Origin of the sequence: Paraburkholderia translucens, from assembly GCF_020881035.1 — a bacterium.
Taxonomy (GTDB): domain Bacteria; phylum Pseudomonadota; class Gammaproteobacteria; order Burkholderiales; family Burkholderiaceae; genus Paraburkholderia; species Paraburkholderia translucens.
Map to the genome: position 1 here is coordinate 1 of NZ_JAJITC010000008.1, position 14,888 is coordinate 14,888.

Annotated in this window: 11 protein-coding genes and 1 rRNA gene; 10 read left to right on the forward strand and 2 right to left on the reverse strand. The window is 63.6% G+C overall.

Annotation, left to right across the window (positions count from 1 at the left end):
- A 5S ribosomal RNA gene (gene rrf / locus LJ655_RS16095) occupies positions 1-114 on the forward strand.
- Between the two features lie 185 nt (positions 115-299).
- Here the strand turns inward: rrf and LJ655_RS16100 are convergent.
- Positions 300-1,496 carry a M20 aminoacylase family protein gene (locus LJ655_RS16100; RefSeq protein ID WP_230562251.1) on the reverse strand — a complete coding sequence of 399 codons (1,197 nt, stop codon included), beginning with the start codon at positions 1,494-1,496 and terminating at the stop codon, positions 300-302.
- Between the two features lie 187 nt (positions 1,497-1,683).
- On the opposite strand from LJ655_RS16100, the gene LJ655_RS16105 reads away from it, so the two are divergent.
- Both LJ655_RS16105 and LJ655_RS16110 read left to right on the forward strand, forming a co-directional pair.
- Entirely contained in the window at positions 1,684-3,762 is a 2,079-nt protein-coding gene (locus LJ655_RS16105) for a molybdopterin-containing oxidoreductase family protein (RefSeq protein WP_230562252.1), read from the forward strand.
- Between the two features lie 146 nt (positions 3,763-3,908).
- A complete protein-coding gene (locus LJ655_RS16110) occupies positions 3,909-5,582 on the forward strand; it encodes a long-chain fatty acid--CoA ligase (RefSeq protein WP_230562253.1) in 1,674 nt (557 codons plus the stop codon).
- Between the two features lie 122 nt (positions 5,583-5,704).
- Here the strand turns inward: LJ655_RS16110 and LJ655_RS16115 are convergent, their stop codons facing one another.
- Complete coding sequence (locus tag LJ655_RS16115; RefSeq protein WP_230562254.1) at positions 5,705-6,901, reverse strand: porin; 1,197 nt, start codon at positions 6,899-6,901, stop codon at positions 5,705-5,707.
- Between the two features lie 305 nt (positions 6,902-7,206).
- Between LJ655_RS16115 and coq7 the strand changes: the two genes are divergently transcribed.
- The 7 genes from coq7 (at position 7,207) to LJ655_RS16150 (ending at position 14,872) form a co-directional block, all read left to right on the forward strand.
- Entirely contained in the window at positions 7,207-7,845 is a 639-nt protein-coding gene (gene coq7, locus LJ655_RS16120; protein ID WP_230562255.1) for a 2-polyprenyl-3-methyl-6-methoxy-1,4-benzoquinone monooxygenase, read from the forward strand.
- A gap of 452 nt (positions 7,846-8,297) precedes the next feature.
- Complete coding sequence (mraZ, locus tag LJ655_RS16125; RefSeq protein WP_062124835.1) at positions 8,298-8,726, forward strand: division/cell wall cluster transcriptional repressor MraZ; 429 nt, start codon at positions 8,298-8,300, stop codon at positions 8,724-8,726.
- Positions 8,727-8,741: 15 nt separating this feature from the next.
- Positions 8,742-9,695, forward strand: coding sequence for a 16S rRNA (cytosine(1402)-N(4))-methyltransferase RsmH (gene rsmH / locus LJ655_RS16130; RefSeq protein ID WP_062124834.1), 954 nt, complete (start codon positions 8,742-8,744; stop codon positions 9,693-9,695).
- Positions 9,692-10,042, forward strand: a complete 351-nt coding sequence (gene ftsL / locus LJ655_RS16135) for a cell division protein FtsL (RefSeq protein ID WP_230562256.1) — start codon at positions 9,692-9,694, stop codon at positions 10,040-10,042. Before rsmH ends, ftsL begins: the two co-directional genes overlap by 4 nt.
- On the forward strand, positions 10,039-11,904 hold the full coding sequence (locus LJ655_RS16140) for a peptidoglycan D,D-transpeptidase FtsI family protein (RefSeq protein ID WP_230562257.1): 1,866 nt from the start codon (positions 10,039-10,041) through the stop codon (positions 11,902-11,904). Before ftsL ends, LJ655_RS16140 begins: the two co-directional genes overlap by 4 nt.
- Positions 11,901-13,463, forward strand: coding sequence for a UDP-N-acetylmuramoyl-L-alanyl-D-glutamate--2,6-diaminopimelate ligase (locus LJ655_RS16145; RefSeq protein ID WP_230562258.1), 1,563 nt, complete (start codon positions 11,901-11,903; stop codon positions 13,461-13,463). The genes LJ655_RS16140 and LJ655_RS16145 overlap by 4 nt, the downstream gene beginning before the upstream one ends.
- Positions 13,460-14,872: a UDP-N-acetylmuramoyl-tripeptide--D-alanyl-D-alanine ligase gene (locus LJ655_RS16150; RefSeq protein WP_230562259.1), complete on the forward strand. Its 1,413-nt coding sequence runs from the start codon at positions 13,460-13,462 to the stop codon at positions 14,870-14,872. The genes LJ655_RS16145 and LJ655_RS16150 overlap by 4 nt, the downstream gene beginning before the upstream one ends.
- Positions 14,873-14,888: the final 16 nt, after the last annotated feature.

The following is a 14,888-nucleotide window of genomic DNA, read 5'->3' on the forward strand; positions in this document are numbered from 1 at the left end:
CCTGATGACCATAGCGAGTCGGTCCCACCCCTTCCCATCCCGAACAGGACCGTGAAACGACTCCACGCCGATGATAGTGCGGATTGCCCGTGTGAAAGTAGGTAATCGTCAGGCTCCTTACCCGGACCAGAAACCCCACCCAGCGCGGTGGGGTTTCTGCGTTTACGCGCCCGTCATCGAAAAAGATGACGTGTTCAGCTGAACACGAACCAAAAGCGTGGCCCTGCCGTCCGGGTGCGCCACACAAACCTCATTGAAGCGAGCAACACATCCGCCCGCCTCAATGCTTCAGGAACTCCCTACTTCTTCTGCGCTAGAAACTTCTGTGCCAGTCGGACCCAATACGTCGACCCCACTGGCAATAGCTCGTCGTTGAAGTCATAACTCGCGTTATGCAGCATGCAAGGGCCCGCACCGTGACCGGCTTCGCGGTGGCCGCCATCGCCGTTCCCTAGGAACGCATAGCAACCCGGTTTCTCCAGCAGCATGAACGAAAAATCCTCGGCGCCCATCGTCGGTTCCACTGCGTCATCGACATTTTCCGCGCCCACGATCTCCTTCATGACCGACGCCGCGAAATGCGCTTCCTCGCTGCTGTTGATCGTCGGCGGATAGTTCCGATGGAAGTGGACCTGGACGGAGCAATCGTATGCCTCGGCTGTGCTCTGCGCGATCTTGCGCATGCGAGACTCGATCAGGTCCAGCGTTTCCGTGGTGAAGGTCCGCACGGTCCCCGCGATCCACGCGTCGTTCGGAACGACATTGACCGCATCGCCTGCATGGATCTGCGTAATCGACAACACGGCTGTATCGAGCGGCTTTTTGTTGCGCGTGATGATGCTTTGCAGCCCGCTAGCGATTTGCACCGCTGTAAAGACCGGATCGCGGCCATTGTGCGGCAGCGCCGCATGCGAGCCGACGCCTTTGATTTCAATGCGAAATTCGTTGCTCGAAGCCATGATCGGGCCTTCGGTCACGCCGAAGTGGCCCGCCGGCATGCCTGGCCAGTTGTGAATGCCAAACACCGCGTCCACGGGGAAGTTGGTGAACAATCCGTCGTCGATCATCGCCTTCGCGCCCGCACCTCCTTCTTCGGCCGGCTGGAAAATGAAGACGATCGTGCCGTCGAAATCACCGTGTTTGGCCAGATAGTGCGCGGCGCCGAGCAGCATCGCCGTATGTCCGTCATGCCCGCATGCGTGCATCTTGCCGTCGTTTGTCGAGCGATGATCGAAGCTGTTGAGCTCCTGGATCGGCAGTGCATCCATGTCGGCGCGCAGACCAATGGCGCGCGAGCCGTTGCCGCGCTTCAATACGCCGACCACACCGGTCTTGCCGAGACCACGGTGAGTCTCGATGCCCCAGGACTCGAGCGAACGCGCGACGAGATCGGCAGTCGCCGTCTCTTCGTAGCGCAGCTCCGGGTGGGCATGGATGGTTCGTCGAAGAGTCTGCATTTCGCCGCGAGCGGCTTGAATTTCGGGGATGAGTTTCATGATGGAATGAGGATGCGTTTGTGCGTGACTAGCATGGGATCGCTACGGACCACGTCGGCCCAGGCACTTCGAATAATTCATTCTACGCCGAAGGCATTTTTCGCGGCACCACCAAGCTTCGCGGCCTATTGACGTAATAAAATTCCACTTTGCCCGACCGCTCACCGCCAGCCAGGACAGATCGCCCATGAACGCCCCGACCGAATTCGCGCGCGCCGTGTGCCCGCACGATTGTCCCGACACCTGCGCGATGCGCGTCACCGTCGACAACGGACGGGCGATCAAGGTCGTCGGCGATCCAGACCATCCGCCGACACAAGGCGTGCTGTGCACGAAGGTCAGCCGCTACGCGGAGCGTGTGTACCATCCGAACCGGCTGACGACGCCCATGAAGCGCGTCGGCCGCAAGGGCGAGGGCCGCTTCGAGCCGATCAGCTGGGACGAAGCGTTCGACCTCGCCGCAATCCGCCTCGGCGAAATTGCGCGTCGCGCGCCGGAAGCGATTCTGCCCTACAGCTACGCGGGCACGATGGGCCTCGTGCAGGGCGACAGCATCGCGCAACGATTTTTCCACAAGCTTGGCGCATCGCAACTGGATCGCACGATTTGCTCGGCAGCCGGCGCCGCGGGCCTCAAATACACGTACGGCGCTGGCATCGGTATGCACACCGAGTTTTTCGCCGAGAGCGAAATGATCCTGATCTGGGGTGCCAACCCGATCGCATCGAATCTGCATTTCTGGACGCGCGCGCAGGAAGCCAAGCGTCGCGGCGCGCGGCTGATCGCAATCGATCCATATCGCTCGCTGACCGCGGAGAAATGCCATCAGCACATCGCGCTGAAGCCGGGCACAGACGCGGCTCTCGCGCTTGGCATCATGAACGTGCTGATCACCGAGGATCTGCTCGACCACGAATACATCGCCGCGCATACGCTGGGCTTCGCCGACTTGAAGGCGCGCGCGCTCACCTATCCGCTGTCGCGTGTTAGTGAAATTTGCGGGGTTGCCGAGCAGGAGATCGCCGATCTTGCACGACTTTACGGCGCCACCAGGAAAACCGCGATCCGCCTGAACTACGGTCTGCAGAGAGTGCGGGGCGGGGGCAATGCGGTGCGCGCCATCGCGTGTCTGCCGTCGCTGACGGGTGCGTGGCGCGAGCGCGCCGGTGGGGCGCTGTTGTCGTCGAGCGGCTGGGCGCCAGTCGACTCGCATGCGTTGCAACGTCCTGACCTGATGCCCGGCTGGCCGTCGAAACCAAGCCGTGTGATCAATATGAACGCGATCGGCGAAGCGTTGCTCCATCCGGGCGCCCCCGCGTTCGGCCCGAAGATCGAGGCGATCGTCGTCTACAACTCGAATCCGGTCGCGGTCGCGCCCGACTCCGAACGCGTCGCGGCCGGCTTTGCGCGCGAGGACCTGTTCACGATCGTGCTCGAGCATTTCCAGACCGACACGGCGGATTATGCCGACCTGCTGCTGCCCGCCACGACGCAACTCGAGCATCTCGACGTGCACAAGTCATACGGGCACACGCACGTGATGGTCAACCTGCCCGCCATCGCGCCGCTCGGCGACGCGCGCCCGAATACCGAGATCTTCCGCGGCCTCGCGCGCCGCATGGGACTGACGGAACCGGCACTCTTCGACAGCGACGAAGCCGTCGCGCAAGCAGCATTTCGCTGGGACGACAAGACGCTGGAAGGCATTGACTGGCCGACCCTGAAGCAAGCCGGCTGGGCCCGGCTCAATCTGCCCGACGCGCCGTTTGCCGACGGCGGCTTCCGCACGCCATCCGGCAAGTGCGAGTTCTACAGCGAGCGTCTCGCCCAACAGGGCCTCGACCCGTTGCCAAACTACCTGCCGCCCCACGAATCGGCCGACGGCGCGCCCGAACTGGCCGCCCGCTATCCGCTCGCGATGATTTCGCCCCCGGCGCGCAACTTCCTGAACAGCACTTTCGTGAACATCGAGAGTCTGCGCGCCACGGAAGGTGAGCCGCATCTGGACATCCACCCGGCCGACGCGCACGCGCGCAACATAAGCGACGGCGATCAGGTGCGCATCTTCAATGACCGCGGCTCGATGCAGGCGCGGGCCCGCGTGACCGACCGGGCGCGCGAAGGATTGGTCGTCGGATTGTCGATCTGGTGGAAGAAGCTCGCGCCCGACGGCCGCAACGCCAATCAGCTGACGAGCCAGGCGCTCACCGATCTCGGCGGGTCCGCGACGTTTTATGACTGCCTCGTCGAAGTCGAGCGAGCCTGAAAATCGCCCTTCTCATTGATGCGGGCGCGCGGCCTTGCAAGTTCGAGGCTGCCGTCTAACCCCGGCGCCTTCACCATTGGCAGCATTATGCACATGCTACGATGCGTTTTAGCACGACCATTCGAAAATAATTGAGGAGACGCTGCATGGAGAAAATCTGGCTGAAATCTTATCCGCCCGGCGTTCCCGCAGAGATCGACCCGACGCGCTATGCGTCGGTGGCCGAGTTACTCGAGGAGGCCTTTCGCGAACACCGCGCAAAACCGGCGTTCGTTTGTATGGGCAAGCAAATCAGCTACGGTGAGCTCGACGAGGCTTCGCGCAAGCTCGCGGCGTGGCTGCAATCGAAGGGGCTCGCCCGTGGCGCGCGCATCGCGATCATGATGCCGAACGTGCTGCAATATCCGGTTGCGATCGCGGCGATCCTGCGCGCGGGCTATGTGGTGGTGAACGTGAATCCGCTGTACACGCCGCGCGAACTCGAACATCAACTCAAGGACAGCGGCGCCGAGGCGATCGTCCTGCTCGAGAATTTCGCGGGGACCTTGCAGGCAATCGTGCGCAATACGGCGGTCAAGCATGTGATCGTCGCGGCGATGGGTGATCTGCTGGGCATCAAAGGTCCGCTCGTGAACTTCGTCGTGCGCAAGGTGAAGAAGATGGTGCCGGTGTGGAGCCTGCCTGGCCACGTCAAGTTCAACGACGCGCTCGCGGAGGGCGCGCGCCTGACGTTCGAGCCGGTCCAGCAGGGGCCTGACGATGTCGCGTTCCTGCAATACACAGGCGGCACTACCGGCGTGGCCAAGGGGGCGACGCTGCTGCATCGGAACCTGATCGCGAACGTGCTGCAGTCGGAGGTCTGGCTCAATCCGGTGCGCGCGAACCGCACGGATATCGATCAGTTCATTACTGTCGTCGCGCTGCCGCTGTATCACGTATTCGCGCTGACCGTGTGCGGGCTGCTGACGATTCGCACCGGTGGACTCGGTGTGCTGATCCCGAATCCGCGCGATATCCCCGGCATGATCAAGTCGCTCGAAGGTTATGCAATCACGACGATTCCCGCCGTGAATACGCTCTACAACGCGATGTTGAACAGCCCCGAGTTCCACAAACTGGACTTCTCGAAGTTGCTGACCGCCAACGGCGGTGGCATGGCGGTGCAGGAAGTGGTCGCGAAGCGCTGGTTCGAGCTGACGGGCACGCCGATCGTCGAAGGCTACGGGCTGTCGGAGACTTCGCCGTGCGTGACCTGCAATCCCGTCACCGCCACTGAGTACAACGGCACGATCGGCCTGCCGCTGCCGTCGACCGAAGTCTCGATCCGCGACGACGAAGGCAACGAGGTTCCGCCCGGCCAGCCCGGCGAGATTTGCATTCGTGGTCCGCAGGTGATGGCGGGGTATTGGAATCGGCCCGACGAAACCGCCAAGGTGATGACGGCGGACGGCTTCTTCAAATCGGGCGACGTCGGCGTCATGAGTGCGGACGGTTTCGTGAAGATCGTCGATCGCAAGAAGGACATGATTCTGGTGTCCGGCTTCAATGTATATCCGAACGAAGTCGAAGATGTCGTCGCCAAGCTACCGGGCGTGTTTGAAGTCGCGGCGGTCGGCGTGCACGATCAGCATTCGGGGGAGGCGGTGAAGCTGTTCGTCGTGAAGAAGGATCCGTCGCTGACCGACGAACAGATCTTCGCGTATTGCAAGACGCAATTGACTGGCTACAAGCGGCCGAAGGTCGTTGAATTCCGCACGGAGCTGCCGAAGAGCAATGTCGGCAAGATCCTTCGTCGTGAGTTGCGCGAAGGCAGGGCTTAAGCGAGCAAGTAGAAAAGCCCGGCGCACGAGAGTGCGCCGGGCTTTTTTTGCGCGCGCAAAACACGCGCGCAAAAAAAGGCGCCCGAAGGCGCCTTTGAGACATACTGCGTTTTTACGACTTATTAGAACTTGTGGCGGATACCGACGCGAGCCGCGAACTGATTGTTGGTCGACGAACCGGTCAGGCCGTTGATGGCTGCGTTTGCTGCGACCACCCGGCCCGCTGCGTTGACCGTGTCGCCCAGCGCGTGCTGGTACACGCCGATCAGGTACACGTCGGTACGCTTGGACAGGAAGTAGTCCACGCCCAGCGCGCCCTGGTGGTACTGAGCACGCGAGTTGCCTTCGATCTGCTCGCCGCGCGTGTAGTCATACGCTGCGCCAACCAGCAGTGCCGGGGTCAACTGATACTTGAAGTTGATTTCGCCGTTGTTGAACGTGGCCTTCTGGCCGGCGAACGGCGACGGGAACGTCTTGCCGAGGTTGCCGAACTGGATGTTCGAATACGTCAGGCCGATGGTTGCCGCGCCGAACGTGTACGCACCGCCCGCGCCGACGACCTGGTACGTGTTAGCCGACGAGAAGCCGACGTACACCGGGCTCGTCACGGCGAAGCTGGCTGCAGCGGTCGGGGTGGCCAGCGTGTTCGTCGCGATCGTGCCGCCGTTGTTGAAGATACCGCCCGATGCTGCCGGAGTACGCGCGTTCAGGTAACCAACACCCAATTGCAGCGGACCGTTGGCGTAGCCAGCACCCAACGACCAGATCTGGTTGGCGGTGAAATTGCCTGCCTGGCCGCCGAAGCTATACGTGCCGCCGAACGTCAGACCGTTGTAGTTGGTGCTCGTGTACTTGATCGTGTTGTTGGTGCGATATGTGTTGTTGAAGTTGTCGATATCGCCCGGGTGAGCGCCGATGTAACCGCCCCACTGATCACCCGCTGCCAACGGACCCACGTAGTCGACGACCGAGTCGTACTGACGACCCAGCGTGACCGTGCCGAAGTTGCTCTGCAGACCGACGTACGCCTGACGGCCGAACATCAGGCCGCCTTGACCGAGCTTGCCGTTGGTCACGTCAAAGCCGTTTTCCAGAACGAACAGCGCCTTCAGACCGCCGCCCAGATCTTCCGTGCCACGCAGGCCAAACCGCGAGCCTTGCAGGACGCCGCTGGACATGTTGTACAGATGACTGCCGCCCGCGTTGGTGTTCATATTGATACCAACGTCGACAATGCCATACAGGGTCACGCTGCTCTGCGCATGTGCGACGCCTGCGAAGGCGCCCAATGCCGCGAGAGCCAGAAGCGACTTTTTCATCGAATGATCTCCAAGGATTACGAATCTTTTTGCAAGCCGAAATATTTTGTTGGTGCCGATGGTCTTGCTTTATTCAACTTCGCGAGAAGTCGCCACGTAATGTAACAAAAGGCATACATGGGACAAAGCAAAAGGAGACCCTCCAGAAGGGCGCTGTTTCGTTTACGCAACATGGTCTAGAATCTCGAATTAACCGCCAATTTCATGCGGATTCGGACTTGCCGGGCAGCTGAATCTGCAATCCGAAGCCCTGTCGCAGGGGCCTTCCGGATCCATGCGGTGGTTCTCGAATCAGGGAGCGTTTTATGTTGCTGGATGAGTTGATTGGCGAGTTCGATCGGGGTTTACGCTCACTGACAGGGGTGTCGCGAATGAGCCGTCCGCTGCCGCTTCCGCAGGCCTCCGCGGCGACGGCCGAGGCACCCGAACTCTCCCCGGCGGAGCGCGCGCACGCGGCTGGTTTGATGCGTGTGAACCACGTCGGTGAGGTATGCGCTCAGGCGCTTTATCAGGCGCAGAAACTCGCCACCCGCTCGCCCTCGTTGCGCGCCATGTTCGATCACGCTGCGTCGGAAGAGGAGGATCATCTCGCGTGGACCTCCAAACGCCTCGAAGCGCTCGACTCCCGTCCGAGTCTGCTCAATCCGCTGTGGTACACCGGCGCGCTCACGATCGGTCTGGCCGCGGGAAGTCTGGGCGATCGCGTGAGTCTCGGCTTCATGGCCGAAACGGAGCGCCAGGTCGAACAGCATCTCGACAGTCATCTCGAGCAGTTGCCGGCCGCCGACCATGAATCGCGCGCGATCGTCGAGCAGATGCGCATCGACGAAGCGCAGCACGGCAAGGCCGCGATGGACGCGGGCGGCATCGAGTTGCCGTTTCCAGCGCGTGCGTTGATGCGCGCTATGTCGAAAGTGATGACGCGCACCGCTTATTACATTTGAGTCCGTCAGGCGATTCACGCAGGACGGAGTACTTCAGGTATCGCCGCAACGCTCGCTGAACGCATTTTCCGCAGCCAGGACGGCGCCCCCGCGCCGCTCGTCATACGTCTGCCCAGTACAGGATTTTCCCTTCCAGCCGCCTTAACGATCTCTTTCAATTCGCGCTGTTTCCTCGCACTTTTCACGTATTACCTTCACAAGTTGCACTAGCCCATTAATTTATAACGGTTTTCCGTTTTATACGGGACGTGAAGGAGTCGCGCTAAGTCCTTGTTCTAGCAAACAAAATCCGCTCGAAAAGCGAGCCGCTCCCTTGACCCGTGTTTAGCGTTCCTCTAAAGTGGGAGACAGTGTGAGAAAGTGTATTTTTGTGTGTTATCGAGATCACTTTCGGGTAGATTTTCACGAACCGGGCGAGTGGCGCCAAACGGCGTCGCAACAGGGAGAGCAAAGTGTTCCAAGGGGCGTCGGCGCTGACGCTCGATGCGAAAGGGCGGATGTCGATTCCCTCTCGTTATCGGGATGCGCTGCAAACACAGGCAGAGGGCCGGGTGACGATCACCAAGCACCCGGACGGCTGCCTGTTGCTGTTTCCGCGCCCCGAATGGGAAGTCTTCCGGGACAAGGTGGACAAGCTCCCTATGAATGCGGCCTGGTGGAAGCGCATCTTTCTCGGCAACGCAATGGATGTGGATATGGACGGCGCAGGACGCGTGCTCGTGTCGCCGGAGTTGCGCGCGGCTGGCTCGCTGGAGAAAGAAGTGACCTTGCTGGGCATGGGGCGTCACTTCGAGTTGTGGGATGCACAGATCTACGCCGCGAAGGAGCAGGCGGCGATCGCCGAGGGCATGCCCGACGCGTTGAAGGACTTCACGTTCTGATCGCGGCTAATTGATATGGCACCTGCGATGGGAAACGAATTGCAGCATCGCACGGTGCTGCTGAACGAAGCGGTCGATGCGCTGGTCACGCGCGCCGACGGCACGTATGTGGACGGCACGTTCGGCCGTGGCGGCCATAGCCGCCTCGTGCTGGAGCGGCTCGGTGAGGCGGGGCGGCTGATCGCGTTCGATAAAGACCCGCTCGCGATCGCGACGGCGCAAAAGATCGCCGATCCGCGCTTTGCCATCGTCCACGAGAGTTTTGCTTCACTGCGCGCCGCGATGGCGGAGCGCGGGGTAGGGCGCGTGTCGGGCGTGTTGCTGGATCTGGGCGTGTCGTCGCCGCAAGTCGACGATCCGGAGCGGGGCTTCAGCTTTCGCGCCGACGGCCCGCTCGACATGCGGATGGACCCGACGCGCGGCGAGTCCGCTGCTGACTGGCTCGCGCGGGCCACGGTGCAGGAATTGACGGAGGTGATACGAGATTATGGGGAAGAACGGTTTGCTTTTCAGATTGCAAAGGCGCTTGTTGCTCGCCGGGCAGAGTCCGACCGTCTTGGGCCTCTCGTCAGCACGGGCGAGCTTGCCCAAATCGTGGCTAACGTCGTCAAAACCCGTGAGAAGGGCAAGGATCCGGCAACCCGCACCTTTCAGGCTATACGGATTCACGTCAATCAAGAGCTTGCGGAGCTGCAAGTCGTTCTAGAAGCAGCGTTGTCGTTGTTGGAGCAAGGGGGGCGGCTGGTGGTCATCAGCTTTCATTCGCTCGAGGACCGTATCGTCAAGCGATTCATGCAGGCGCACGCGAGCACGCCGGCGGTCGACCGCCGCCTGCCGATCCGCGCGGTCGACCTGCCGAGCCCGCCGCTCAAGATCATCGGCCGCGTATTCGCAAGCGACGCCGAAGTCGCCGACAACCCGCGCGCCCGTTCTGCCGTGATGCGCGTGGCGGAGCGGATCGCGCCATGAACCGCCTCAATATTTTCCTGCTGATCATCGTGATGGGCTGCGCCTTGTCCGTCGTCAACGCGACCAATCAGCAGCGTCAGATCTTCATCCAGCTGCAGCGCGCGCAGTCGCAGGAGCGCCAGTTGCAGCAGGACTACTCGCAGCTTCAGTATCAGCAGAGCGCGCTGTCCAAAACGTCGCGCATCGAGCAGTCCGCCACCGCCTCGCTGAAGATGCAATCGGCCACCACGGGCCGCACCCAGTACCTGACGCTCGACCCGGGCGCCACGACGGCGATCGACGCCCCCATCCCGACTTCCGCTCCGGCCTCGGCGCCGGCCGCGACCCGTCGCGGAGGCACGCGATGAAAAAATCGTCGGCGCACAAGAGCGTCGCGTTTTCGGCCAACCCGATCCTGTCGGTGCGCCTGCCGATGTGGCGCTCGAAGCTCGTGGTGTTTTTGCTGTTCATGGCGTTCGTCGCGCTCGCCGGGCGCGCGTTCTGGATTCAGGGTCCGGGCAACGCGTTCTACCTGAAGCAGGGTGAAATCCGCTATCAGCGCCGCATCGACATGCCGGCCACGCGCGGCAAGATTCTCGACCGCAACGGCCTCGTGCTCGCCACGAGTCTGCCGGTGCGCGCGATCTGGGCGATTCCCGAATCGGTGCCGGACGACCTCGGCGCCGACAAGCTCGACGCGCTCGGCAACCTGCTCGGCATGACCACCAAGGAGTTGCGTGCGAAGCTGTCGGAGGACAAGACCTTCGTCTACGTGAAGCGCCAGGTGCCGGTGGACGTCGCCGACAAGGTCGCCGCGCTCGACATCCCCGGCATTTACTCGCGCGACGAATACAAGCGCTTCTATCCGGAAGGCGAGATCACCGCTCACCTGATCGGCTTCACCAACGTCGAGGACGAGGGCCAGGAAGGCGTCGAGCTTGGCGACCAGAAGCTGCTCGCGGGCACGTCGGGCAGCCGTCGCGTGATCAAGGACCGCATCGGCCACATCATCGAAGACGTCGACGAGCAGGTCGTGCCGCACAACGGGCAGGATGTCGATCTGTCGATCGACAGCAAGATCCAGTACATCGCCTATACGAACCTCAAAGCGGCCGTCGAGAAATTCAAGGCGAAGGCCGGCGCGGCGATGGTGATCGACGTGCGCACCGGCGAAGTGCTCGCGCTCGTCAATTACCCGACCTACAACCCGAACGACCGCTCGCACCTGACCGGCGACCAGCTGCGCAACCGCATCCTGACCGACACGTTCGAACCGGGCTCGATCATGAAGCCGTTCACGGTGTCGCTCGCACTCGATCTGCACCGCGTGAGCCCGACTACACTGGTGGATACGGGCAACGGCCACTTCGTACTCGACGGTGCGCCCATCACCGACGACAGCGGCTTTGGCGTGCTGACGGTCGGCGGCGTGATCCAGAAGTCGAGCAACATCGGCGCGACCAAAATCGCGATGCAGCTGCGGCCCGAAGAGATGTGGAACATGTACACCAGCATCGGTCTCGGCCAGGCGCCGAAGATCGGTTTTCCGGGCGCGGCGGCGGGCCGTCTGCGTCCGTGGAAGAGCTGGCGCCGCATCGAGCAGGCGACGATGTCCTACGGCTACGGCCTGTCGGTGTCGCTGTTCCAGCTCGGCCGCGCGTACACGGCGATCGCGCACGACGGCGAAATCATGCCGGTGACGATTTTCCATACGCCGGGCAGCCAGCCGGCCACCGGTCCGCAAATCTTTTCGCCGACTACCGCGCGTGAAGTTCGCGCGATGCTCGAAACCGTCGTGTCGCCGCAAGGCACGTCGCCGGACGCGGCGGTGCCCGGCTATCGCGTCGGCGGCAAGAGCGGTACCGCGTACAAGCACGGGCCGCACGGCTACGACCACTCCAAATATCGCGCGTCGTTCGTCGGCATGGCGCCGATGCCGAATCCGCGCATCGTCGTCGCGGTGTCGGTCGACGAACCGACCGCCGGCAGCCACTTCGGCGGCCAGGTGTCGGGCCCGGTGTTCTCGGGCATCGTCGGCGATACGCTGCGCGCGCTGAACGTGCCGCCTGACATGCCCGTCAAGCAGATGGTCGTGTCCGAAGATCCGGCGCCGTCCGCGCCCGGCGCGCCGGCCGCGCCGTCCGACGCGAACAGGCCGTCGGCGAGTCCCGGCGTGAAGAAAATGACCATTTCCGCCAACCCGAAAAATCATCCAGGAGTCGAGCGATGAGCACGCTGCGCGAGCAACATCCTGCGCACCGGCAGATCGCCGACGCCCTCTCCTGGCTGCACGCGCATGTGCAGCCGGGCGCGCATCTGCACGCCGATACGCGCACGCTCGCGGCCGGCGACGCGTACCTCGCGTACGCGGTCGAGGGCGCGGACAACCGCCCGTTCATCGACGCCGCAATCGAGCGCGGTGCGGCCGCCGTCCTCGTGCAGCCCGAAGGCTTCGGCGGCGCGCTCGATGCGTCCGTTGCCCACCCGGTGCCGGCGTTGAGCGAACTCGCCGGCACGATCGCGAGCGCGTGGTATGGCGATCCGAGCGACGCGATGTTCGCCGTCGGCATCACCGGCACGAACGGCAAGACTTCGTGCAGCCAGTGGGTCGCCGCGGCGCTGTCCGCGCTCGGCACGCGCTGCGCGATCGTCGGCACGCTCGGCACCGGCTTCGTTGGCCAGCTCGTGCACACCGGCTTCACGACGCCCGACGCACCGCAATTGCAACGCAGCCTCGCGCGGTTGCGCGACGCAGGCGCGCAGGCGGTGGCGATGGAAGTGTCGTCGCATGCGCTGCACCAAGGGCGCGTGAACGGCACTGCGTTCGACGTCGCGGTGTTCACGAACCTGACGCAGGACCATCTCGACTATCACGGCACGTTCGAAGCTTATGAAACCGCCAAGACGCGTCTGTTTGCATGGCCCGGGTTGCGCGCGGCCGTGATCAATCGCGACGATGCCGCGGGCCGGCGTTTGCTCGCGAGCACGCGGGCTCACGCGCGCACGATCGCTTACGGCATCGAGGCAGGGCAAGGCAACGCTCACGCGAAAGACACACCGCAAGCCGACGCGTGGCTCACCGCGTCGAACGTGCGTGCCACCGCAACCGGCACCGCGTTTCGTCTGAACACGTCGGACTGGGGCAACGCCGAAGTCGAAGTGCAAACGCTCGGCCTCTTCAACGTCAGCAATCTGCTCGCGGTGCTCGGCGTGCTGCTTGTTGCCGACGTGCCGTTCGGCGCGGCGCTCGCCGAGCTCGCGAAGCTCGAATCGGTGAACGGCCGCATGCAGCGCTTGGGCGGCCGCTTGCAGAACGACGAACCGCTCGTCGTGATCGACTACGCGCACACGCCCGACGCGCTCGAAAAAACGCTCGAAGCACTGCGTCCTATCGCGACTGCGCGCGGCGGCGAACTCGTCTGCATGTTCGGCTGCGGCGGCGACCGTGATGCCACCAAGCGTCCGCTGATGGGCGCGATCGCCGAGCGGCTCGCGGACCACGTCGTCGTGACGAGCGACAACCCGCGCAGTGAAGATCCGCTCGCCATCATCGAGCAGATCGCCGCGGGCATGCAGGACGCCGCGAAGGCGCGCCGCATCGAGGACCGCGCCAGCGCGATCCTGCAGGCGATCCGCGGCGCCGCGCGCGAAGACGTGATCGTGCTGGCCGGCAAAGGGCACGAAGCGACACAGGAAATCATGGGCAAGAAACGCGCTTTCTCCGATCAGGACCACGCCCGCCTCGCGCTCGCCGCGCGGGCGACCCAAACACGTGGAGGTGGCGAATGACCATGTTCTCGCTACATGCCGCCGCCGCGCAGATCCCCGGCGCGACCGTCACCGGCGACGGCAGCGTGCGCTTCGAGCGCGTGTCGACCGACAGCCGCAGCGCCGGCCCCGGCGATCTGTTCATCGCGATCAAGGGCGATCGTTTCGATGCGCACGACTTCCTGCCGCAAGTCGCTGAGCGCAACGTCGCTGCCGTGCTCGTCGCGCGTACGCCGGAGAACTGGAGCGTGCCCGCGATCCGCGTCGCCGATACGCGCCAGGCGCTCGGCGCGCTCGCGCGCGGCTGGCGTCGTCAGTTCGAGATGCCGCTCGTTGCGGTCACGGGTAGCAACGGCAAGACCACCGTCAAGGAAATGATCGCGTCGATCTTCGCGGCCGCGGTCGGCGCCGATGCGCGTCTCGCGACCGCCGGCAATTTCAACAACGACATCGGCCTGCCGCTTACGCTGTGCCGTCTGCATGCGGCGCATCGGCTCGCGGTGGTCGAGCTCGGCATGAACCATCCGGGCGAGACAGAACTGCTGGCGAAGCTCGCCGAGCCGACGGTTGCCGTCGTCAACAACGCGCAGCGCGAGCACCAGGAATTCATGGCGACCGTCGAGGCGGTCGCGCTCGAACACGCGAGCGTGATTCACGCGCTGTCGCCGCAAGGCACGGCCGTGTTTCCCGCCGACGACGCGTACGCGAGCATCTGGCGCGTCGCTGCCACCGGCAATCGCATCATCGATTTCGCGTTGAACAGCGCTGAGCGCACGACCGAAGCCGCGGTGACGGGCAAGTTCGACGGCAAGCGCCTGTCAATCGACACGCCGCAGGGCCACGTCGACGTCACGCTGCAGGTGCTCGGCGATCACAACGCGCACAACGCGCTCGCCGCGACCTCGGCGGCGCTCGCTGCGGGTGTGTCGCTCGACGCGATCCAGCGCGGCCTCGAATCGTTCGGCGCGGTGAAGGGCCGCCTGCAGGTCAAGCAGGCCGCGCTTGGCGCGCTCGCGGGTGCGACCGTGATCGACGACACCTACAACGCCAATCCCGACTCGATGCGCGCCGCGATCGATGTGCTCGCGTCGCGCGCCTCGCCGCGCGTGCTCGTGATGGGCGACATGGGCGAAGTCGGCGACAACGGCCCGGCGTTTCACCGCGAAATCGGCGCGTATGCGAAAGAGCGCGGTATCGACGCGCTGTATGCGATGGGCGACGCCTCGCGCGACGCCTGCACCGCGTACGGCGCGGGTGCGCACCACGTCGCCGATGTCGGCGCGCTGGTTGCACAACTGCAGCAGGCCGGCTTCGGCGCTGCCGCAACGTTTCTCGTGAAAGGCTCGCGCTTCATGCAGATGGAGCGCGTGGTGGACGCCGTTACGAGTCCACAACCCAACGGCGCGGGCACGACGCCCGCTGCACATTGAAATAGAAGGATCCAGG